Annotated in this window: 21 protein-coding genes; 12 read left to right on the forward strand and 9 right to left on the reverse strand. The window is 49.2% G+C overall.

Annotated elements, in window-relative coordinates:
• Positions 1-35: 35 nt before the first annotated feature.
• Positions 36-851 carry an SDR family NAD(P)-dependent oxidoreductase gene (locus H6F88_RS22050; protein WP_190644884.1) on the reverse strand — a complete coding sequence of 272 codons (816 nt, stop codon included), beginning with the start codon at positions 849-851 and terminating at the stop codon, positions 36-38.
• Positions 852-1355: 504 nt separating this feature from the next.
• Positions 1356-2969 (reverse strand): NAD(P)/FAD-dependent oxidoreductase, encoded by a 1614-nt coding sequence (locus H6F88_RS22055; RefSeq protein ID WP_190644885.1) that lies wholly within the window; start codon positions 2967-2969, stop codon positions 1356-1358.
• A 201-nt stretch (positions 2970-3170) separates the two neighbouring features.
• On the opposite strand from H6F88_RS22055, the gene H6F88_RS22060 reads away from it, so the two are divergent.
• On the forward strand, positions 3171-3620 hold the full coding sequence (locus tag H6F88_RS22060) for a GNAT family N-acetyltransferase (RefSeq protein WP_190644886.1): 450 nt from the start codon (positions 3171-3173) through the stop codon (positions 3618-3620).
• A 328-nt stretch (positions 3621-3948) separates the two neighbouring features.
• Here H6F88_RS22060 and hemH read toward each other — a convergent pair whose 3' ends face one another.
• The gene (gene hemH / locus H6F88_RS22065) at positions 3949-5112 is read right to left on the reverse strand and encodes a ferrochelatase (RefSeq protein ID WP_190644887.1); all 1164 of its coding nucleotides are present in this window, start codon (positions 5110-5112) and stop codon (positions 3949-3951) included.
• A 68-nt stretch (positions 5113-5180) separates the two neighbouring features.
• Positions 5181-5375: a hypothetical protein gene (locus tag H6F88_RS22070; protein ID WP_190644888.1), complete on the reverse strand. Its 195-nt coding sequence runs from the start codon at positions 5373-5375 to the stop codon at positions 5181-5183.
• A 99-nt stretch (positions 5376-5474) separates the two neighbouring features.
• Between H6F88_RS22070 and H6F88_RS22075 the strand changes: the two genes are divergently transcribed.
• Both H6F88_RS22075 and H6F88_RS22080 read left to right on the forward strand, forming a co-directional pair.
• Positions 5475-6641, forward strand: a complete 1167-nt coding sequence (locus H6F88_RS22075; protein WP_190644889.1) for a site-specific integrase — start codon at positions 5475-5477, stop codon at positions 6639-6641.
• Positions 6642-6748: 107 nt separating this feature from the next.
• Positions 6749-8044 carry a hypothetical protein gene (locus H6F88_RS22080; protein ID WP_190644890.1) on the forward strand — a complete coding sequence of 432 codons (1296 nt, stop codon included), beginning with the start codon at positions 6749-6751 and terminating at the stop codon, positions 8042-8044.
• 70 nt (positions 8045-8114) lie between these two features.
• Here H6F88_RS22080 and glgA read toward each other — a convergent pair whose 3' ends face one another.
• From glgA to H6F88_RS22100, 4 genes are all read right to left on the reverse strand, one after another.
• The gene (gene glgA / locus H6F88_RS22085) at positions 8115-9530 is read right to left on the reverse strand and encodes a glycogen synthase GlgA (RefSeq protein ID WP_190644891.1); all 1416 of its coding nucleotides are present in this window, start codon (positions 9528-9530) and stop codon (positions 8115-8117) included.
• A gap of 97 nt (positions 9531-9627) precedes the next feature.
• The gene (gene hemC, locus H6F88_RS22090; RefSeq protein WP_190644892.1) at positions 9628-10590 is read right to left on the reverse strand and encodes a hydroxymethylbilane synthase; all 963 of its coding nucleotides are present in this window, start codon (positions 10588-10590) and stop codon (positions 9628-9630) included.
• A 222-nt stretch (positions 10591-10812) separates the two neighbouring features.
• Positions 10813-11133, reverse strand: coding sequence for a hypothetical protein (locus H6F88_RS22095; RefSeq protein WP_190644893.1), 321 nt, complete (start codon positions 11131-11133; stop codon positions 10813-10815).
• A 183-nt stretch (positions 11134-11316) separates the two neighbouring features.
• Positions 11317-12093 (reverse strand): phosphoribosylaminoimidazolesuccinocarboxamide synthase, encoded by a 777-nt coding sequence (locus H6F88_RS22100; RefSeq protein WP_190644894.1) that lies wholly within the window; start codon positions 12091-12093, stop codon positions 11317-11319.
• 295 nt (positions 12094-12388) lie between these two features.
• Here H6F88_RS22100 and H6F88_RS22105 point away from each other — a divergent pair, with 295 nt between their 5' ends.
• The 4 genes from H6F88_RS22105 to H6F88_RS22120 all read left to right on the forward strand — a co-directional run bounded on the left by H6F88_RS22105 (position 12389) and on the right by H6F88_RS22120 (position 16479).
• Entirely contained in the window at positions 12389-12922 is a 534-nt protein-coding gene (locus H6F88_RS22105) for a hypothetical protein (protein WP_199333742.1), read from the forward strand.
• A gap of 33 nt (positions 12923-12955) precedes the next feature.
• Positions 12956-14311 (forward strand): efflux RND transporter periplasmic adaptor subunit, encoded by a 1356-nt coding sequence (locus tag H6F88_RS22110; RefSeq protein ID WP_347277726.1) that lies wholly within the window; start codon positions 12956-12958, stop codon positions 14309-14311.
• A gap of 60 nt (positions 14312-14371) precedes the next feature.
• Complete coding sequence (locus H6F88_RS22115; protein WP_190644895.1) at positions 14372-15589, forward strand: ABC transporter permease; 1218 nt, start codon at positions 14372-14374, stop codon at positions 15587-15589.
• A 170-nt stretch (positions 15590-15759) separates the two neighbouring features.
• The gene (locus H6F88_RS22120) at positions 15760-16479 is read left to right on the forward strand and encodes an ABC transporter ATP-binding protein (protein WP_190644896.1); all 720 of its coding nucleotides are present in this window, start codon (positions 15760-15762) and stop codon (positions 16477-16479) included.
• A gap of 105 nt (positions 16480-16584) precedes the next feature.
• Here H6F88_RS22120 and H6F88_RS22125 read toward each other — a convergent pair whose 3' ends face one another.
• A complete protein-coding gene (locus H6F88_RS22125; RefSeq protein ID WP_190644897.1) occupies positions 16585-16935 on the reverse strand; it encodes a hypothetical protein in 351 nt (116 codons plus the stop codon).
• A 338-nt stretch (positions 16936-17273) separates the two neighbouring features.
• Here H6F88_RS22125 and H6F88_RS22130 point away from each other — a divergent pair, with 338 nt between their 5' ends.
• From H6F88_RS22130 to H6F88_RS22150, 5 genes are all read left to right on the forward strand, one after another.
• Complete coding sequence (locus H6F88_RS22130) at positions 17274-17861, forward strand: chemotaxis protein CheB (RefSeq protein ID WP_190644898.1); 588 nt, start codon at positions 17274-17276, stop codon at positions 17859-17861.
• Between the two features lie 11 nt (positions 17862-17872).
• Positions 17873-18298, forward strand: coding sequence for a hypothetical protein (locus H6F88_RS22135; RefSeq protein ID WP_190644899.1), 426 nt, complete (start codon positions 17873-17875; stop codon positions 18296-18298).
• A gap of 459 nt (positions 18299-18757) precedes the next feature.
• Positions 18758-19387, forward strand: coding sequence for a chemotaxis protein CheB (locus H6F88_RS22140; protein ID WP_190644900.1), 630 nt, complete (start codon positions 18758-18760; stop codon positions 19385-19387).
• Between the two features lie 11 nt (positions 19388-19398).
• A complete protein-coding gene (locus tag H6F88_RS22145; protein ID WP_190644901.1) occupies positions 19399-21243 on the forward strand; it encodes a CheR family methyltransferase in 1845 nt (614 codons plus the stop codon).
• Between the two features lie 307 nt (positions 21244-21550).
• Positions 21551-22873, forward strand: coding sequence for a PAS domain-containing sensor histidine kinase (locus tag H6F88_RS22150; protein WP_190644902.1), 1323 nt, complete (start codon positions 21551-21553; stop codon positions 22871-22873).
• Positions 22874-22879 lie beyond the last annotated feature (6 nt).

Genomic DNA, 22879 nt, shown 5'->3' on the forward strand with positions numbered 1-22879 from the left:
CTATCCCTCTCCCGCAGGAGAGGGACTTTTCTAAATCACCGTGAATCTGCTCCAGCTTCTCTCAATCTTCTGAGGATTTGAAGTTCCTCAGGAGTTGCCCAGCGTGAAATCCTCTCCATGAGTAAAGGCATCAGACGGTTACCCCATACCGCTAAATAACTTTGCCAGCCCACCAAAATTTCTGGTGTTCCCTTTTGCAGACCTGCTATCAGAGATCGAGCAACCTGCTCAGGAGTAGAAGGTACAACCCACCGAAACCAGCGGAAGTTTCGCACCATATCAGTGTCTGTGAGTGAAGGCAATAAGGCGACGACTCGAATGTTGTGAGCCGACAGTTCGTTTCGCAGAGCTTGCGTGAAGCCTAGAATCGCAAACTTGGTTGCAGAATAAGTTGCCATTGTGGGAGCGGCGATCTTTCCCATCAAGCTCGATACGTTGACGATGGTTCCTTGCTGCTGCACAGCCATGCGGCGGGCAATGAGTCGCGTGATGGTATACATTCCCAGCAGATTGATTGCGATCTCTTCCTGCACTTGCGGCAGTTGAGATTGAAGAAAAGGAACTTGATGGGCAATTCCAGCACAGTTAACCAGCAAGTGAATTGGTCCGTGATCTCGCCAGATTTGGGCGATCGCAATATTCACGTCTACCGTTTGAGTAATATCTAAGGCTACGGGCACTGCTTCGGCTCCGATTACCTCAATTTCGGTAGCGACTTCAACTAAGTGTGCATGAGTGCGGGCGATCAGGATCAGCCGTTGAACTCCCTGATGGGCCAGTTCGAGTGCAATTGCTCGACCAATGCCTCTAGAAGCACCCGTAATGAGAACAGTTTTACCTTGAAGATGCATGGCTTTAGCCTCCGATGAGGGTCATTGATGATGCGATTAGCCAAGGAATGAATGGAGAAAGGGCAAATAAACCTGAGATTGGTTTGTGTGGGGGCTGTTATTTGCCAGTTTGTTGCTTGTCAGTCTGTTACTTGCCAAAAGCAACAGGTGAATCTGAGGGGTGTGAATGGAGGAGAGGACTCAAATTCACAGGAACGTTTCAGAACTTAATCAATGGCAGTTAATCAGGCTGGAGCCAAGATCGATATCAAGCATCAGTTGCGCGTTTTCTGAAAACAAGATTCAATCTGAACTCGTCAGTACACACCCTAGCAAGGGGATCAAGTAGCTGCAATCATTATTAATGAAAAAACCGAATCGTAACGGAGGGATACAAAGCTCTCAGAAATTATTAGGAAATTAAGCAGGTCCGTGAAGAGCTGCTTTTGCTTGGCAGTTGTCGAATACTGTTAAGCGGAGAACCGTTGATGGCAATTGCTAAGAAATGAGAAACTCTGATCTCTGTCAGGATATCTGAGTTTGCTCGATCGTTTCTAAAATGTTGGCTGCTACTGCTCGGCCGGTTTCACAGCCGCCTTCCATGTAGCCTTTAGCTCCAGGTGAGCAATGTTCTCCAGCAAACCAGAGGTTGCCAACTCGCTCTGACTCGGCTCCGCCAAACTTTGTCCATTGACCAACCAGATAGCAGGAATAGGAGCCTTTTTGGTAAGGTTCGCCTGCCCAAAAGGCACGAAGGGCACGTCCCTCTTTAACTTGGCTGATGCCTGGAAAGATTGGCTCTAGCTCAGAGGTCATTGCCCAAGCGTGAGCTTCGGGGGAGCCGCTGCCCAGTGCTAGACCGCGATCGCCTCCCGTCAAGCTAGCTAACCAGGCTTTTTCACCAGGGGCATAGCGGGTACTCTCCCAGGCGCTCTGGAAAGGCAGATCGGTAAAAACGGCTGCTGTTGAATGGTAGCGGGTGCGCCAAATGCGTTCTCGGAAGGGCGTGATCAGCTTGGTGCCTGTGCCATAGCCCAACTGGTCGATGACCGCACGCTTAGTGGGCGGCAAATCAACCCTTAAATCGATGTGTCGCAGCACCGTGAAAGGCACGGTCAGCATCACATGCTCATAGGTGCGCTCAAAACTGTTTTGTCCCTGACGCAATCCAACCTGATAGCGATCGCCTGAGGTGCTGCGGAGAGATTCTAACACAGTTCCGGTTTCAATCGAGCTGTTTATCTGTTGCGCCAGTCGTTGGGGAATTTGCTCATTGCCACCGGCAACATGATATCGCTCGTCGCTGATGCCGTAGACCTGCCACAAACCGGCTTTAGTGCCAATCAGAAACAGCAGGTTGAGGCAAGACTGCTCTTCTGGGTTGCGTCCGTGTTCGGCGGTGTAAGCCACCCGCAATAGCTTGTTTAAGGTGGGGTTGATGGGGGCTGCGTTGAGGTAATCTGCAAGCGAAGTTTGATCGAGCCGAATTGCCTCAGGAGTGGGTGATCGATAGGTCAAATCCCAGCCTTCTAGGGATTCTAAATCCTGTTCAATCTGCCTTGCTAAAGGTAAAAAGTCTTCAATGACTGCTTTTAGATCTAGCTTGTTGCCATCAAAAAACAAGGTGCCTAGCTCCAATCCAGCATCGGCGGTTTCCAGATCGATGATTTCCAGTCCCAGGGTTTCTGCTAGCGATCGCAAATGGGTATGTCCCGTATCCAAAAACTCGCCACCCAGTTCGACCGCTGTGGGAATTCCTGCAGCGTTGGCAATACTCCGCATCCGTCCGCCAACGCGGTGAGTCGCCTCCACCACATCCACATCAATGCCTGCCTGCCGTAAATGATAGGCAGCCGTTAAACCTGCAATACCTGCTCCAACAATTAGCACTGTTGCGTCTGCATTGTTAGAGGTAAAGCCGATGGGAGAATGGGGCGATCGCGATAGTTGCTCAAGTTGTTTGTGGGGATTGGTGGCGAGGGTGGTGGCGATCGCTGCACTTCCATATAGCATTTGTCGTCGTGACATCTGCTCTCCCAAAAGTCCTTGAACTTCTGCTGGGGGAATATCCGATTGAACCGAAAGTTGAGCAATTCTATACGCTCGACGTAACCAACTTGTTAAGGCATCTCTAGCCATAAAGAAAAAGAAAAAAGAATGAAGTGAGATCCGTGTTAAAGGCGGAATTGAAAAACTGTGTCTGTTTCAATTATCGCTTCAACTACGGTACAGAAATAACTATTTGATCTGGGTGCTGCGTGAGACAGTACTTTAAAGATTGGGTTAATTGCGATCAAAGCTAAGTCTCGGTGATAACTTTTGAAGATTTGAGGATAACGGATGGAAGTTTTTCAAGCCCGTTTTGAGCATCTTGATGAAGTATCGAAGTTGTTTGATCAATATCGCGTCTTTTACCAGTCATCCTCAAATCTTGAAGCTGCTAAAGAGTTTCTTCAAGAGCGTTTACACAAGAAGGATTCAACTATCTTTGTGGTTCAAGATGATGGTCACATTGTGGGATTTACACAGCTTTATCCTAGTTTTTCTTCAGTGTCGATGAAGCGTATTTGGATTTTGAATGATTTGTTTGTTTCGCCAGCTTGGCGAAACAAGGGGGTTGCAAAGCTGTTGTTGAGAGCAGCAGAAGACTTTGCAAGAAAAACGGAAGCTGTTCGCATCACGTTAGCAACGCAAACTTCTAATACTGCTGCTCAAGCACTCTATGAATCCCTTGGGTATTGCAAGGATGAGGCGTTTTATCACTATTCGTTACGGTTAGTAGCGGCGTAACAAACAGTTTTAGTGCGAGTTAAGATACTCACACTAAAAATAAAATGTTTATCTTCTGGTTGCCTGATCAAACTCCGAAAACCACTACATACCTGAGTAATGTATACCTGAGCGATGCAGCAAATCTAAAGCGTTGAGTTTCGCTCTGCTCTACCCAACCTACACAAATTACAGGTAGTAGAACCGATAGGTTGGGTGAAGCACAGCGAAACCCAACCGAATTTAGGCAATTGTCAGGTTCCGTATTGTTCTACCCAACCGACCTCAAAAGATCGGTCAGTCAAGGCTTATCCTATCCAAGGATTGGCGAATGTTAAGCCCAAGTTTGTTAGAGCAAGCCAACAAAGTGTAACGGGCCATGTCCACTGATTAACTCAATCAGCAGAGCCAGGAATCCCAACATAGCGAGCCGACCGTTCCAGACCTCAGCAGCAGTGGTCATGCCCCATTCCCACCGCTCTTGGGGGTAAAGTTTGGTGTCTTTGTCAGGACGCATCACTTCAGAGAGGTTGACGCTAGGTGAGTTCAGGGCATCTGTCACCATTTCAGCCAAGTCTTCAATGAAAACGGGGTGGGTGTTGAGCGCAGGAACTCGATGAAACTCGTGAATGCCTGCTTCTTCAGCTACTTCCCGATATTCCATGTCTATCTCTTGCAAGGTCTCGATGTGTTCTGAGACAAAGCTGATCGGCACGACGAGCAGGTTTTGTACGCCTTCAGCGGCGAGTTCGGCGATCGCATCTTCCGTGTAGGGCTTCAGCCACTCCACTGGACCAACTCGACTCTGATAAGCCAGGGTGTGAGCGTTGGAGCGGTTGAGGGTTTGCATGATCAGGGCAGTGCATTCCTGGATTTCCCGCTGGTAGGGATCGCCTGCCTCTTCCACATAGCTAACTGGAACCCCGTGAGCGCTAAAGAAAATATGCACGTCGTCAGGGTTAGGGAACTTGTCTAGTTCTTGGGCGATCAGTTGCGCCATTGCCTGGAGATATCCAGGTCGGTTATACCAGGAGGTAATGACAGTATGTTCTACCTGATGCAGAGCTGGATCTTCCTGCCAGAGCGCTTCCAGCAGCCGGAAGCTAGAGCCGCTGGTGCTAATGGAGAATTGCGGATAGAGCGGTAGGATAACGAGCTTTTCAATGCGATCGCGCTTGATTCGGGCGATCGCCTCTTCGGTGAAGGGATACCAATAGCGCATCCCGATGTAAACCTGAGCGTCCTGTCCTTTTGCCTTCAACGAAGACTGAAGTGCCTTTGCTTGCTCTTCGGTAATCCGCCGCAGTGGAGAGCCGCCACCAATTTGCTTGTAGTTTTCTTGAGACTTTTTGGCTCGGCTAGTAGATATCAGCCATGCCAGGGGTTTCTGCAACCAGGGGAACGGCAGACGAATGATCTCCGGGTCAGAAAACAGGTTGAATAGAAAAGGACGGACATCCTCCAACTGGTCTGGCCCACCTAGATTAAGCAGTAAAACCCCAACACGCCCCATAACGGTTACAGCTTCCCCAACGTTTTAATATTTGTTAATGATTTTAACAATGAAACTTACTGACTAACTCAATCGGCAGCAAGATCAGCATCAAAATCCTCTCCATTCTCAGTAAAGTAGTTCACGAGATAGAGATTCCTGTAGATGTTGACGGACTGTGCGATTTTTGAGCCACCCATGACATTATCGTTAAACCCACTGCTGAAATCAGGAAAGTCTTCAACAGATTTTCCTGGTTCATCCAGATTTGGTTTAACGCTCATGGACTACTTGCTATCTTAAGTTCTTATTAAAGACTGGACACTTGTTGATACGCAAGTTAAAACTTGCCATTTTGACTAGATTCGTCGTTATTCGTTGTTATGAGTGATTCAACTGCGATCGATGCTCGAATTGTTCAGCTTAACCAACGCTTGAAGGCGGCTCGTCTGGGGCTACAGGTCGAGCGTCGAGGACAAAAGCTGAGCTTGCGGGGTACTCTGCCGCCACGACCAGGGAGCGATCGCCTGCGATCGCACCAGCAGCGCATCAGTTTAGATATTCCTGCTACAGCGGCAGGGCTAAAACAAGCGGAACAAACCGCTAAGGTGATTGCGGCACAGTTGATTCAAGATACGTTTGACTGGCGTGATTATTTGCCTCTGGTGGGCGGCGGGCGGCTGCATCAAATGGATTTGGCTGAAAAGCTGGATGCTTTTGAGCAGCATTTTCTGGCACAGTCGCACACGGCTGACATGGCTTCGGTGAAAACGACCTGGAAGAAAGCTTATGCGCCTTATTTGAATAAGTTGGGGGCGATCGCTCAAGCTCGTAACTTTACTTTGACGGAAGCAATCTACGCGACGGTGCAGTCTACCCCAAACAATTCCCGCAGCCGTCAGGTTTGCTGTACGGCTTTGAATGCTTTAGCCGAGTTTCTCAATCTAGAGTTGCCCACTCCGCTAAAGAGTTTGTGGGGAACCTACAGCCCCAGCCGTACTCAAATGCGGCATTTGCCTTCAGATGAGGAAATTGTGAGGGCGATCGCCCAAATTCCCAACCCTAACTGGCGATTTGTTTATGGGATCATGGCGACCTACGGACTGAGAAACCACGAAGTTTTCTTCTGTGACTACGCTGCGCTAGAGCAGGGCAATTCCGAAGCTACGGTTGAAGTCTTGCCCACAACTAAAACCGGACTGCACGAGGTCTGGCCCTTTTACCCAGAATGGGTTGAGCAGTTTAACTTGCGAGAGATATGCCTGCCGCCAGTCAACACAGATTTGACGCAAACTACCCTACAGCGGATTGGGCAGCAAGTTACCGCTCAGTTTCGCCGCTATAAGCTGCCCTTTTCACCTTATGACCTGCGCCATGCTTGGGCTGTGAGAACAATTCACTTTGGTTTGCCCGACACCGTCGCTGCTCAGATGATGGGACATTCGGTTGCAATTCATAATCGCACTTACCACCGCTGGATTACCCGTCGTGATCAGCAACAGGCGGTTGCCTCAGCTTTGAGTCAGAGCCAGATGAGTTGGCAAGGATGACTTGTCGCTCTGCAATTTCGGTGTCATAAAGGACACAGTAAACAGGAAGCATCTAACAGCTACCCGTTTTTCACCTGAAGTTCTTATTTCTGGAGCCTGTTTGAATAATGCTAGCCACAAAGCGAGTAGCAACCGTAGCCCTATTAGGGTTGTCCTTTAGCCTGCTGTCCAATGACTCTGCTCATGCTATCAGTTTCACTTTTACTAAGATCGCTGATACTAGCACTTTCATTCCTGATGGGACTGGGACTTTTACTGAATTCCATGCGCCTTCTATCAGTGGCAGCAATGTGGCTTTTTTAGGCAAGGGCAGTGGTTTTCAGCGGGGAATCTACACCGGACTGGGAGATGGGTTAGACAAAGTCGTTGACACTAATACCCCTATTCCTGGGAGTCCTAATGGTTCTTTTACTAATTTTATCGATTCTTCTATCAGTGGTAGCAATGTAGCTTTCTTAGGGTTTGGTGATGGCAGCTCTCAAACAGGTATTTATCTCAGTACTGAGCAAGGTTTGGCTGTGGTAGCAGACCGCAACACTCCTATTCCGGGTGGCAATGGTAACTTTACCGGCTTCAATGTTCCCGATCTCAGTGGAAATAATGTCGTTTTCTTAGGAACTAATGGTCAGGGCAGTCCAGGAATTTATCTTGATAACGGAGATCAACTGACCGTAGTAGCAGACCCGAATACTCCGATACCAGGTGGCACTGGTAACTTTATTAGTTTTCTCTCTCGTGCTGTAAGTGAGGACGGGGTAGCTTTTCAGGGGATTGGTCGTGACCAGTCTGGTATCTACACTAATATTGGAGGGAGTTTGGCTGTAGTAGCAGACCGCAACACACTTGATCCTGCTAGTAACAACAACTTCACTGACTTTTTCATGCCTCCTGCTTTAAGCGGAGATAACGTAGCATTTGGGGGACTCAGTGTTGGGTGGGATCAGGCTGGAATTTATACGAAAGTGGGAAGCCAACTGAATGCGGTGGCAACAAATTCCCCCGATCGCGGAGTCCTAGAATTCATTAACTTCATGAGCGCTCCGTCAATTAGTGGAAGTAATACAGCCTTTTTAGCGGGCTTTGACTCAGCAATTTACACAGATGTCGGTGGCTCTTTTGCAAGACTGATTGGGCGCGACGACACTTTGGATGGTAAGACTTTAACGTCTGTTGATTTCAGCCCAATTTCTAATGGGTTAAGTGATGGTTCTTTAGCGTTCTTGGCTCGTTTTTCCGATGGTTCTCAGGGCATCTTTCGTGCAGATTTGGTTTCTCAACCTCCTCAACCAGAGCCAGTGCCAGAGCCTACCCCACTGTTGGGTTTGCTGCTAGTGGGAATATTGGGAGGAGCCTCACAGCGGCTTTCTCGCCCTCAACTCGATTCTAGAAATACTCCATCCTAGTAATACGACGACGCAACTTTGGTTTTACCATCCACTCCCCTTTAGGGGTGGATGGTAAAACCAAACATTTCTAACCTACTAGCTCAGGCTGTTTCTTAGCGGGTTCTTCTTCGGGTAAACCGGCTGCTCGGTTGTAGACTTTGACGTATTCCTTGGCGTATTTTTCCCAGCTAAAGTCCTGGCTCATGCCGCGCTTTTGCAGTTCTTTCCACTGCGGCTTAAACTGGAAGCCTTCCCAGGCTCTTACCAGACAGGTGTACAAATCCAAAGGTTCGTAGCGATCGAAGCAGTACCCGGTTCCGGTTCCTGTTGCCGGAACGTGATGCTCGACGGTATCGACTAAGCCGCCTGTGCGTCGCACAATCGGAACGGAGCCGTAGCGCAAAGCCAGCATTTGGCTAATGCCGCAAGGCTCAAATCGGGATGGCATTAGGAAAGCGTCGGTGCCTGCGTAGATTCGTCTAGACAGGGCATCGTTATAGAGCAGGTAGGCGGACATGCGACCGGGAAAGCGGGAGGCAATTTGCCAAAGCTGGGTTTCGTAGTAGCGATCGCCCGTTCCTAACACCACAAGCTGAGCATTGGTATAAGCCATGAAGCGATCGAGCATCTGAATTACCAAATCCAGCCCTTTCTGCTCAACCAGGCGTGACACCATGCCGATGAGGAAGGCTCCAGAATTGACCTCTAAGCCGACCTCTTCCTGAAGCGCAATTTTGTTTGCTTTGCGGTTGTCTACTGTCTCTGCCGTGAAAGTTTTGGCAATGTGCTTATCCACAGCTGGGTCATACGCCTGAGTGTCAATGCCGTTGAGAATGCCAACTAGCTTACCGCTGATGAAGGAAAGCAAGCCTTCCAGCGTTTCGCCATAGGCTGGGGTTTGAATTTGCTGGGCGTAGGTGGGCGAAACGGTATGCACGACATCCGCAAACTGTACGGCAGCAGCCATTGTGTTGTGTCCTTGCATATACCAGGGGCACCAGGTCATGCGCTCTAGTTTCCAGCGCCACGGCCCTTGATAAGCCAGATTGTGGATGGTGAATACGGTACTGATATCAGGAGATTGGTGCATCCACACGGGAATCATGCCTGTATGCCAGTCGTGACAGTGAATGACCTGAGGTTTCCAGTAGTTCCAGGCAAACTCAGCCGCACCGTTGGCAAAGAGGGTAAACCGCCAGTCTTCGTCTTCGCCGCCGTAGATGTTGCGACCGGCGAAGGACAGGTGCCCAAACAGGTAAAGCGGAATGTCTGAGCCAGGTAGAGTAGCCTCGTAGACATCGAAGCTCTCGAACATGGCAGAGCCAGACCAGACCGGATCTGGAGGAATCTCAATCTTGTCAGGCATGAAGCCGTAGTAGGGCATGAAGATGCGGACATCATGGCCCATGTCTTTTAGGACTTTGGGTAAGGCCCCAACTACGTCTCCCATGCCGCCGACTTTGGCAAGTGGCGCTGCTTCCGCTGCAACAAACAGAATTCGCATCTGACCTGATTTCCCTCGCGATATTAATCCACTAGAACAAGTCTAAGGGGGCGTGGCGATCGGGCCTAGAGCAGATTGAGAATGCGTAAGTTTCTGATTAAGAACCGCGCTGAATTTGGGTAAAGATTTCGTTCAAAATCTCCTGTGCGCCCTGTTGCTTCAAGCGGTTCGCCAGGTCAATGCCTAACTGCTCTGCCTGATCAGCTGTGCCAGTCAGGGTATCTTTAACCAGGGTTTGTCCATCCAGGCTAGCGACAATGCCTGTTAGCGTCAGGGTGTCGCCCTGCAAGCTGGTGTTTACGCCGATGGGAACCTGACAGCCGCCTTCTAATTCACGCAGAAAGGAGCGTTCGGCATAGCAGCGGTAGGCTGTGGGCGGATGTTCTAGGGCTTTTAGCAGCGACAGAATTTCGTTATCTTCGGCGCGGCACTCGATGCCTAGTGCGCCCTGACCGACCGCATGGAGGGAAACTTCGGGGGAGAGGACTTGGTGGATGCGATCGCCCATTCCCAACCGTTGCAACCCTGCTACTGCCAGAATAATTCCGTCATATTCGCCTGCATCTAGCTTGCCCAAGCGAGTATTCAGGTTGCCGCGAATGTCTTTAAAGGTGAGATGAGGATAGTGGTGACGCAGTTGAGCCAGTCGCCGCAAGGATGAAGTGCCGATCACTGCGCCTTCGGGCAAGGTGTCGATTTGCTTATCCTTGTGGTTAGCGTGGACGACCAGCGCATCTGCGGGGTCTTCTCGCTCGGTAACGCAGCCGAGTATCAAACCTTCGGGCAGGCGGGTGGGTAAATCTTTGAGAGAGTGAACCGCAAAGTCAATTTCTCCCTCGAGCATCCCCACTTCTAGCTCTTTGGTGAATAGCCCCTTGTCGCCAATTTTGGCTAGCGCCACATCCAGAATCTTGTCGCCATGGGTGCTCATGGTGTGGACTTCAAAGGTTCGGTCTGGAAAGGCTTTCTGTAGATGCTCTTGCACCCAGTGAGTCTGAACGAGTGCGAGCTGGCTCTTACGGGAACCGATGCGGATGGTACGGGGAGGACTTGCGATCATTTGTGAAGCGTTGTTTAGAAAACTTACGAATGTTAAGCGAGCAGGCGATTTCAGCCGCCTAATCAGCTTAGCGTAGGGGGTCATCTTTAGGAAGAGAAGGGGCTAGGGGGTGGGGGTTAGGGGCTAGAGGTTGAGGAGCTGCGCTCCGGTAATTCCCGATTTCCGCCCGTAGTGAGTAGGCTAAGCCTGCTGGTTAAGAATAATTAACGCGATCGCCTTCCCCTAGCTCCCAACCCCTAGCTCCTCCCTCTCATCCCAGGTTGCGACGGGACGCAGTACAGCCGGAATTTCTTGATCGTAGGGAAATTCTAAAATTGTTTCCCGCAAGCCCAGATAGCCTGATTCGCTGAAGGACAGTAGCATTCGCTGGAGCGCAAGCCAGATTTCGGATTCGTATTCCCATTCCCGGTCGAAGGGAGCTTGGGCGGCGATCGCCTTCAAGGCCCAGAAATAGGTGTTTCGTACTACGGGTCCGTTCTTTTTGTAGGGCGGCACATCTTCGGGATGCAAAAACAAAACCTGGTCTTCGATTCTCGCTCTCATGCGGTTAACTTACGCCTTCAGCGCAACGAATTAGTGCATTAGTATTACTCTTTCAAACATATCAAATCCCTCATAGTGCTAGCCGCACACTGTAGGACACGTCTTTGCGTGAAAGTTCCCGCTGCGCGGGAACTTTCACGCAAAGACAATTTGGTCAAGGCGCGTAGCGCTGGATCGAATCACTCAAAAAGTGCGTTCTTGTAGGACTGTTCCATCGTTGGCTACAACGACATAGCGATATTGTTGGGGGGCAACTTGCCAGAAGCGTTCTAGCTGGGCTTGGCTGTAGTTGGTTGGAACGTTAATTTCAAAGTATCCGTTTTCAGGTACCCAGGCGATCCACCAATCGGCGGCATTCCAGCCAAGGGTGCGCCAGAACTGAAGGCGAGTGGTTCTTTCCTGTTCTGTGGAAATTGGGAATCGGACTTGTCGCCAGGAGGGGGTACCTGCGTTTCGCAAGCTGTCGGGGTTAAAGTTTGGGGTAATGATTGGCAAATAGTTGTAATACCAGCTATATCTGGCTTTTTCGGTGAGCAGCGTGTAGCTGGAGCAAGCGTCGTAGGGGGTAAAGAGCAAGCGACCGTCGCTGGCATAGATGCGATAGGGAGCGGCACCCGTGACCTGATTCATGGCTTCTTGCTCTTCGGGAGTAAGCTGGTCATAGGTTGGAAAGGTCCGTAAGGCTTCAATTACCTGCTGCTTCTGAGTTCCGGTGAGGCGCTCAAATTCTGCGGTGAGGGTAATGCGATCGCCCTCTAAAGAGCCAAAGGGGTTGACTTCGCCCCAAGGAGGGTTAGTTTGCTGCTGTAACTCGCGCCACATCCGTTCCATTACGGGTTGATAGGGTTCCAGAGTGCCAATGGAACCGGCACAGTTTGCTTGAGCAGGGGCGATCGGCATCAACAGATTGATCGCGACTGTAGCGGGAGCTAACCAGAGTAAAGCTTTAAGTTTGAGCATTGAGAGAGATTCGTAACTTAGAAATTTGTGGCGTACAAGGTCAATTTTGTTACACCCGGACGGGCGATCGTTATCCTCTCATCGGGTGATTTGAGGTCGCTGTCAGGTTGAGAAATCACTCTATAGAACTAGTCAAGCGGGTGAGGTGCGATCGCCCAGACAAATCTACGGTGGAAGTAGTTCTAGAACTAGCTCTTACGGTTCAAGCGGGGTAATCCGTCCATCCACTTTGTTCAGTAAGTACTGAACATTCAAAATCTATCGATCTATAATGTAAACAAAGGTTAAAGCATACTTGACAGCACTGACAGCAGCAGCATTGGACAATAAACCAGTTGAACGAGTTGAGTTAACTCACTTCGTTGAAGAAGTGGGACTGATGTTTGAGGCAGTTGGGTTGCCTCGGATGGCAGGGCGAATTTTTGGCTGGCTGCTGATTGCTAATCCGCCACATCAGTCGATGGGTGATCTGGTTGAGGTTTTGCAGGCTAGCAAAGGTTCGATTAGTACCATGACTCGCTTACTGATTCAAATTAGTTTGATCGAGCGGGTTAGTTTTCCAGGACAGAGACGTGACTACTTCCAAATCAAGCCTCATGCCTGGTCGCAGTTGAGCCAACAGCGGATGACTCAAATCACCGCATTTCGCAAACTGGCTGAGCGCGGGCTTGACTTACTCGCCGACCAGCCTCTCCCACTGCAACAACGCTTGCAGGAAATGCGCGATATGCACGCTTTTTTAGAGAGAGAGATGCCTCTGCTCGATCAGCGATGGCAACAGGAGCAAGAACAACGACGATTGACAGAAACGCCAGAATCCACGTTCTGAGTAATTTAACTTTTACCCACCTTTTCCCTATTTATGGTTATGGAACTTCCCTTAATCGGCAAAATTCGCCCGCCTGCCCGTTGGGTGCTGGGGTTGATTGCGGCTGGTTTAGTTGGAACTGGCGCAGCTTCTTTCTTGGTGATTCGGCAGCAGGTTACGGTGCCCGACATTTCATCGCTGACGGTTCCGGTTGAGTCTGAGGCGGTGACGATTCGGATTACCGCTAGCGGTACGGTGCAGCCTGTGCAGACGGTAAACCTTAGCCCTAAAGAGACAGGGTTATTGGCTGAACTGTATGTGGAGCAGGGCGATCGCGTCACCCAAGGGCAGGTCATTGCCCGCATGGAAAGCGAAACCGTTGAAGCAGAGTTAGCCCAGGCACAAGCTAGAGTTTCCCAGTCCAGAGCAAATCTTTCTGAGATCAGGGCCGGCAACCGTCCTGAAGAAATTGCTCAGGCTCAAGCAGGGGTTTCGCAGGCTGAAGCACGGGTCGAAGAAGCCCAGGCTCGCGTCAACCTGGCAGAAGAGCGAGTTCGGCGCAACCGTCAGCTAGAGGCTGAGGGGGCAATTTCTACCGACGATCTGGACCAGGTGTTAAATGAGGCTGAAACCGCCAGAGCAGCCCTGGCGCAAAACCGAGCCAGTCTGCAAGAGACGCGAGAAACGCTACAGCTTCAAAGAAACGGCAGTCGTCCCCAAGATATTGAAGAAGCCGAGGCTCAGCTTGCTGAGGCTCAGGCTAACCTGAAAGCGGTTCAGGTGAGGTTGGAAGATACCTACATTCGTGCGCCATTTTCGGGCATTGTGACGCAGAAATATGCGACCCCAGGCTCCTTTGTTGCGCCTGCGACTTCTGCTTCTGATGTGAGTTCTGCGACTTCGACCGCGATTGTGGCGATCGCCACCGGACTCGAAATCTTGGCAGAAGTGCCTGAAGTGGATATCAACCAAATTAGCGTCGGACAACCTGTAGAAATCAAAGCAGACGCTTACCCCGAGCAGGTATTTCAGGGACGGGTGAAGCTAGTTGCCCCAGAGGCCGTAGTTGAGCAAAACGTGACCTCATTTCAGGTGCGAATTGACCTGGAAACGGGTGAGGACAAGCTGCGCTCCGGCATGAATGTAGACGTGGAATTTATTGGCGACGAGTTAAGTGATGCTTTAGTAGTGCCAACGGTGGCGATCGTCACCCAGGATGGACAGGAAGGTGTGTTGGTTCCTGATGACAAGAACCGCGCTCGCTTTAAGCCCGTCACCATTGGCTCTCAAATCGGCAACCAGACCCAAGTGTTAGAAGGCATCGAAGAAGGCGATCGCATCTTCATTGACCTTCCCCCCGGACAAGATTTGGAGAACCTTAACTTTGGTCAAGACCAGCAGGAGGAATAAAAACTCACTTTTTATATCTTCTAGCTCCTATTCCCTAGCCCCTAATTTCTCTCTCCTCTCATGAACATCACCGAAAGCCTCAAAATGGCGCTCAGAACCCTCACTGCGAATAAGCTTCGCAGTGGACTCACTATGTTGGGAATTGTCATCGGCAATGCCTCTGTGATTGCGATGGTGGGTTTGGGTGAAGGCGCACAAACTTACGTGTCTGGTCAAATTGAAGGACTCGGCCCAAACGTTTTGTTTGTGTTGCCGGGAACGCCAGAGTCACAGCGGGCTAGCTTTAACCAGCCCAAAACGCTGGTGTTGGATGACGCAGAGGCGATCGCCGCCCAAGTCGGCTCGGTGCAAGGTGTTGCGCCAGAGTTTAATGATGCCGGACTGGTGACTCAGGGTAACCGCAGCACTAATGCGACTATTGTTGGCACTACGCCATCTTTTCCAGAAGTGAGAAACTTTGATCTGGCGCAGGGGCGGTTTTTCACCGATTCGGATATGCAGCGCAGCAGCCAGGTTGCGGTGATTGGGCAACAAATGGCAGAGCGGCTGTTTGTGAACGAAGACCCAGTTGGGCAAAATATTCGGATCAAAAACAACAGTTTTCAAGTGATTGGAGTGCTGGACGAAAAAGGCTCCAATTTGGGTCTGAATTATGACGATGCGGTGCTGGTGCCGCTGATTACGATGTCGCGTCGGCTAGTTGGGCAAACGTCACCTTACGGGATTGAGCTAACCTACATTGCGGTTTCGGTCAACAACGAAAGCAATATCAGAGCGGCTGAGTTTCAGATTACAAACCTGCTGCGACTGCGGCACCAGGTTGTGGATGAGGATGACTTTATCATCAACAGTCAAAAAGACTTGCTGGAGATTACAGGCACCATTACTGGAGCACTGACGATTTTGCTGGCGGCGATCGCCGGAATCTCCCTCTTTGTAGGCGGCATCGGCATCATGAATATCATGCTCGTCTCGGTTAAAGAGAGGACTCAGGAAATTGGACTAAGGAAGGCGATCGGTGCTTCCCAGCAGGACATTCTGGTGCAGTTCATGATTGAGGCGGTGATTCTTTCGGCGGTCGGTGGCATCGTCGGCACAGGTATCGGAGTGGGCGGTGCATTACTGATTGGACTGTTTACCCCCTTCCAACCTGGTATCTCTGTTGCTGCCGTTGTTGTTGCTGTTGGAGTATCAGGCAGCATTGGACTTTTCTTTGGTGTTGTCCCTGCCCGACAAGCCGCTCGCCTCGACCCGATCGTAGCTCTTAGGAGCGCTTAGTTAGTCATGAGTTGTGGGTCTTGTGTAGGGGCGAAGCGTTCGGTAGATAACCGATTGAAAATATCGAAAATTGTTGCCCGAACGCTTCGCCCCTACAAGCTCCTCGGACAAACTAAGAGTTCTCAAATATCTTCTCAAATGCAAAACTCCTAACGCAAAACGCAAAACTCATGTCTAAAGCCATCATTCAACTCGAACATATCTCCAAGATCTATGGTTCTGGCAATACTGAGGTGCGGGCGCTGTCAGACGTGAGTTTGACCGTGGAAGCAGGTGAATATTGCGCGATTATGGGTGCTTCGGGTTCCGGCAAATCGACGGCAATGAATGTGATTGGCTGTCTCGATCGCCCCACCGACGGTTGCTATTACCTGGATGGTGTAGATGTGGCGGGGTTAGAAGATACTGAGCTGGCCCATATTCGTAATCGCAAAATTGGGTTTGTGTTTCAGCAGTTTCACCTGTTGCCTCAGTTGACAGCGATGGAAAATGTGATGCTGCCGATGGTATATGCGGGAATTCCTACTCGCGATCGCCAAGACCGCGCTGCTGAAGCGCTAACGCGAGTGGGTCTGGCTAACCGTCTCAACAATAAGCCCACCCAGCTTTCGGGTGGACAACAGCAGCGGGTGGCGATCGCCCGTGCCATTGTGAATCAGCCTGTGCTGCTGCTGGCAGATGAGCCGACGGGCGCTTTGGACTCTCACACCACTCAAGAAGTGATGAATATTTTTGGTGAACTCAACGCCAGCGGCATTACTGTTGTGATGGTGACGCACGAGTCAGAGGTCGCCAAAATGAGCAAGCGTGTCGTCTGGTTTCGAGATGGCAATGTGATTCACTCTTATCTTGCGCCCGAAGACTTGGGACAGGTGGCGATCGCCCCCTAGAAGATTTCTAGGAAGAATACCCTTTGCGTAGGCTGAGTGGAGTATCGCGAAACCCAACAATAGGAGCTTGGGTTGGGTTCCGCCTTGCTTCACCCAATCTAACGATTATGAAGATTGTGGGTTAGTGGAGTTTTCCTGCTTAATTCTCTTGGCTTCTGCTAAATATTGTTTATTAGCTTCTACGTGCACCTGAGCCGCCTTTAAATGTTCTTCAACGGCTTGCTCGTATGCTTCCACTGCTGTTTCTCCCCCTGCTTCAGCGAGCTGTGCAAATTCGAGCGACTTTTTTGCGTACTGCTGAATCTTTTCACCCGCTCGCTTCATCGTCTGTCCCAGTTGTTCAGAACCTTGAGTTTCAAGCGATCGCCCTATTTCATACACATGTTTGCCGTGTTGCCATGATTCCTCTGCATGTTTTTGAGCAAGCCTGACATTTTCTAATGACGGCTGATGCATTAAGTTGAAACCTCTCTATGTTTTTAAGCGGTGTTTTTAGACGCTGGGTTCTATGTTTTCCAATGGCTGAAGGCGTTTGAGTTCTATTATTTTTTTGTAAGTCTTTAGCCGCACAATAGCCATCTGTCTTTAGGCAGTAGCTAATCCATTCAATTGCACACTGGAGTGTAGAGGTAAGCCGAAAGTATGAAGCGCTAATCTTATGTAGGGCAGGAATATAGGTTTGGCTATCAAACAGTTTTACTACATGAGGCGCAAAACCTTAATTCTTAATTGCTGAATTGATTCTGGTAAGAATCAGTGGAAGTTGGCTAAAGTTTAAGTAACAGTTAAAGTAAATGTGCGAATATGCGTCCGCTTCTCCAATCGTGGTAATTGGAGCCTCCGCTGGAGGAGTGCAGGCTTTACTAGAGTTAGTGCAGCTATTGCCAGCCAATTTTGGGGCAAGCATTTTTATTGTGTTGCACACTTCTCCTACCCTACCCTCACGACTGCCCAAACTACTACAAACCGCAGGACATCTCTCAGTAACTCATGCTGTCGATCAGGCTGAAATTTACCCCGGACATATCTATGTTGCACCACCAGACCGTCACCTCTTGATTAAGCCTGGGTGGATGCAGGTAGTATTAGGCCCAAAAGAAAATCGCTTTCGTCCTGCGATTGATCCTTTGTTTAGAACTGCGGCTCTAGCTTACGGCGATCGCGTGATTGGCGTTTTGCTATCGGGTGCGCTCTACGACGGCACGGCCGGGTTGTTTGACATTAAGCAACACGGCGGACTCACGATTGTTCAAGACCCAGAAGAAGCTTTTGTTTCTGCTTTACCGAGACACGCAATTGCTCACGTTGCGGTAGACCACATTCTACCTATTGCTGGTATTGCTCAGTTGTTATCTACGTTTAGTGAGCAGCTTTCAGCTTAGGAGAATTACAGATGCCAAATGAAGAAATACAGCCCGATCCAGTAGAAATGAGCCAGAGCATGTTTGAAGACTACGACATGCCTGGAAAGCACACCGTCCTGATTTGTCCTGAATGCGGAGGGACGCTATGGGAAATTCGCAGAGACAGTCTAATTAACCTTCAATGTCATGTAGGTCATGCCTATTCGTTAGAGAGTTTTTTAGAAGACCAGGCTGAAGAGGTTGAGCGTAACCTATGGAAAACATTGCGAACGCTGAAAGATAGAGCCGAAATCTTTCGTCAACTGGCAGCCGAGCATGCTCGGCAGGGCAATTTAGTTGCCGCACAACAGCTTGAAGTGCAGATTGAGAATGCGCTACAACGGGCTAAACTGTTGTGTCAGGTCTTGCAAATCGGTGAGCTTAAACCTGACCCAGAACTGCTTTTCCCAAGTTAAACTTTAGGTTTAGGCTGACAGTTACTTGAACTGATTGTTAGTGAGGAGGGCGATCGCGCAAATGCAGTTAAAAAGTTAAAAAGTTAAAAAGTTAAAAAGTTAAAAAGTTAAAAAGTTAAAAAGTTAAAAAGTTAAAAAGTTAAAAAGTTAAAAAGTTAAAAAGTTAAAAAGTTACTTTCCTCAAAATTTGCCAAAATTCCCCTTTAATAGGGATGTTTGATTTCCCTTTTAAGGGGGATTTGGCTCCAGTTTTTTCCTTCTCAGGGGAGGCTAGAGGAAGCGAGCGCAAAGACTTTAACTTTTTGATCATCCTTTGAGACTCAAGCTAGACTTAGAGCAAAATTGCGAATCAGCCGATTGTTACGTTCCTGTAGAACTATCGGTTGCAAACCTTAACAAGCAGGTAATCTTAAGTTTGGTAGACGAGCCCGCTTTACCTTATTTGGTTGAAACTGAGCAATGCAATACTTTATCGCTGATCCCAATAGTGCTCATTTTGCCTCCTCTGCCGATGTCGCTTCTAAGGTCGTTGCGATCGCCTCTTCGGCGGGTGGGCTAGATGCTTTGATTCAAGTTTTGTCAGGTTTGCCTGCCGATTTTCCTGCTGCGATCGCGGTCGTGCAGCATCTTTCTCCCCACTATCGCTCTCAAATGGCAGAGATTTTAAATCGGCGAACTGCCCTATCGGTCAAGGAAGCGAAGACCGGGGATCTGCTCAAGCCAGGATGTGTTCTCATTGCACCCCCCGATCACCATTTGTTGATCAGCAGCGATAGATCGGTGATACTCAATCAAGCTGCAAAAGTTCGTTTTTCTCGCCCTGCGGCTGACATCTTATTTAACTCGATTGCTGCAATCTACAAAGAACGGGCGATCGCAGTTGTGTTGACTGGTAAAGATGGCGATGGTGCAGCTGGCTCTCAGACAATTAAACAGATGGGTGGAATTGTGATTGCTCAGGACGAAGCTACTTCCAAATTTTTTAGTATGCCTGACGCTGCTATTCAAACGGGAGTCGTTGACTTTGTGTTGCCCCTGACTGATATCCCTACCACTCTAGTTAGGTTGGTGATGCAGCGGGTTGCATAAAGGACTATCGAATGAACACAAACGATGAAGATGCTGTATTTGAGGCACTTCTAGATTATCTCAAACGAGCCAGAGGTTTCGATTTTACGGGCTACAAGCGCTCTTCATTAAAGCGACGAGTGCACAAGCGGATGGCATCAAGAGGCATCAACCGCTTTGAGGATTATCTAGATTACCTGGAAGTCTATCCCAACGAGTTTGCAGAATTGTTCAATACGATTCTGATCAACGTCACCAGCTTTTTTCGGGATCAGGCTGCTTGGAGCTATTTACAGGAACACATCATCACTTCTTTAATCTGGGGAAAGCCAGAAGACGAACCGATTCGGGTTTGGAGTGCGGGCTGTGCGTCGGGTGAAGAAGCCTACACTTTGGCGATCGTTTTGGCTGAAATTTTGGGAGATGAGCAGTTTCGGCAGCGGGTCAAAGTTTATGCCACAGACGTAGATGAAGAGGCGTTGGCTCAGGCTCGGCAGTCTAGCTACAGCACTAAAGAGCTTGAGCCAGTTTCGCTGGAGTTGCGAGAGCGATATTTTGAGCCATTGGGCGATCGCTTCACCTTTCGGGCTGACCTGCGCCGTTCGGTGATCTTTGGTCGTCATGATCTGGTGCAAGATGCTCCGATTTCTCGGCTTGACCTGTTGGTTTGCCGCAATGCGCTGATGTATTTTAATGCTGAAGCTCAAGCTCGCATTCTAAACCGCTTTCACTTTGCGCTGCGAGACCCTGGCATCTTATTTTTAGGCAAAGCGGAGATGCTGCTGTCTCATGCCAATTTATTCACACCCACGAATTTGCAGCATCGAATTTTTAGTAAAGTCCCGCAGATTAATTTGCGCGATCGCTTTTTGTCCTTTTCACAAGCCAATGATGATAGGGTAAGCACCGATTTATCTAGCTATGTCCGGCTTCGAGAAGTCGCTTTTGATAAGTCTCTAATTCCACAAATGGTTGTAGATGTCAACGGCAACCTGATATTTGCTAATTCGTCTTTGCGCGTCATGTTTGGGCTGGTGCAACAAGACCTGGGGCGACCGCTGCAAGACCTGGAAATTTCTTATCGACCGCTAGAGCTGCGTTCTCAAATTGAGCAGGTCTATGCCAACCATCAAACGATCATCGTGAGGGACGTGACCCGCCAACAGTTAGATGGCAGAGTTCAGCATTTGGACGTGCGAATTGCGCCTCTAGAAGATGACAACGGCGAAGTTATGGGAGCTAGCGTTGCCTTTACTGATGTCAGTCGCTATCACGAGCTTCAGCAAGAAATTCAAAACTCTAATCAAAAACTAGAAACCGCGAACGAAGAGCTTGAGTCTAGCAATGAGGAACTAGAGACGACGAACGAAGAGCTTCAGTCTACCAATGAAGAACTGGAGACGACGAACGAAGAGCTTCAGTCTACCAACGAAGAACTGGAGACGATGAACGAAGAACTCCAGTCTACGAATGAGGAGCTTCAGACGATCAACGATGAACTACGTCTACGTACCCAAGAACTGAACGAGGCAAATGCTTTCCTAAACTCCATCCTGACTAGCATGAAGGCTGGGGTGATTGCCCTCAATCGTCAGTTTCAAGTGATTAGCTGGAACAGTGAAGCAGAAAATCTGTGGGGGCTACGTAACTCAGAAGTCCAGGGCGAATCGTTGTTTAACCTGGACATGGGTTTGCCCGTTGACCAGTTGCGAGACATGATTCGTCGCTCTTTAATAGGAGAAAAAACCTCCCTGGAAATTACTTTAGATGCCGTCAATCGCAGGGGACGAAAGATTAAGTGTCGGGTGGTGTGCAATCCCATGTTTGACTCTGAAGAAACCACCCAGGGTGTCATCTTAGTTATGGAAGAAGCTTGAACTTGCTCCACCCAACCTCCATCAGAAGATTTGTCAGTCAATCAGCTATTCGCAACTTTCAAAAGGAAGACAGATTTTTTTTCTACCGCAGATTACCAATCTCCCTGTGGAGACGTGGCAAGCTGATTTGAGAACGCTAAAATCTCAGTAATCTGCTAATTTCTAAGCTGGTGATACTTGTTTGAACTGAGACGTAACAGATTCTTTCGTATTAAGCTTGGCAGTATCAAGCCCCTCCTGAAGTTTCTAGAGGCAGTTGATTAATCACTCCATGCCCCCTTAAGCTTTGCAGTAAAGCGATCGCCCTATGAACATAGCTGACTTTGAGCAACAGGTCAGAGGTGCCCAGAACCGGCTAGACAACATCCTTCAAGCTGCCAGCCGCAACTCAGCTCAATCTGATTCATTTGATCTCTCCTTAGAAGGGCTAACCGAGGAACTGCACGTTTCTTTGGAAGAACTCTACGTCGCCCTTGAAGAACTAAACACTCAAAACGAAGAGCTAAAGATTAGCCAGAAGGCACTCGTTGCAGAACGTAAGCGTTACCAAAATCTGTTTGAGCTTGCTCCAGATGGGTATCTGGTGACTGACCTGAACGGGATGATTCGAGAAGCAAACTGGGCAGCAGCAACGATGCTAGGCATCCCCCAAGAGTTTTTGGTTGGTAAGCCACTGATAAACTACGTCATCGACGCAGATCGAAGAAGATTCCGCAACAAGTTGAGCGAGTTGCTGAGCTTGCGCCGCCTCACCGATTGGGAGATTCAGATGCAGCCCCGCAAGCGGGAGCCGTTTCCGGTGGCGATCGCCATTTCAACCATTCGCAACTCGGCAGGCGAAATCACTGACATGCGCTGGATCATTCGAGATATCAGCCAACTCAAGCAGGCAGAGGCAGCCATTCGCGACCAGCTTGCCGCAGAAAAGCAACTTAGCGAATTAAAATCTCGAATCATTCAAACTATTTCTCATGAGTTTCGTACTCCTCTGACGGTCGTTCGTACCTCAATTGAAATTTTGGAGCATTACAGCGATCAGTTAGACGAAGCCAAAAAAGAAAATTACTTCCATCGAATGAAAGCTGCAATCCAGTACACGACCCGGCTGTTTGAAGGGGTCTTGATCCTGGATGAAGTAGAGTCTAATCGGTTAGAAATGCAACCTTCCCCAGTTCAGTTAGAGCAGTTTTGCCAAGAGCTGATTGATGAAGTTCAGTTGACTAGTGCGATCGCCCACACAATTCATTTTGCCCATGAAGGAGAACAGCGCCCCGCCAGTTTTGATCGCACTTTGCTGAAGCAAGTGTTTGGCAATCTGCTGTCTAATGCGGTGAACTATTCCTCTGACTCCAGCAATATCTACGTAAAGTTGACGCACGAGGAAACTCAGGTCATTTTTCAGATTCAAGATGAAGGGGTTGGCATTTCTGCTGAAGAACTGCCGCATCTGTTCGAGCCTTTCTATAAAATTGGGAACGGCAAAAACTCTTCAGGAGCCGGACTGGGGTTGGCGATCGCTAAAAGGATCGTTGATTTGCACGGAGGCACCATTACCCTGCATAGTGAAGTTGGCATAGGCACGACCGTCACCGTCACACTTCCCCTTAGCAACCCCACAGACGAACCCTAAATATCG

This window comes from Oculatella sp. FACHB-28, assembly GCF_014696015.1.
Classification (GTDB): domain Bacteria; phylum Cyanobacteriota; class Cyanobacteriia; order Elainellales; family Elainellaceae; genus JAAUTN01.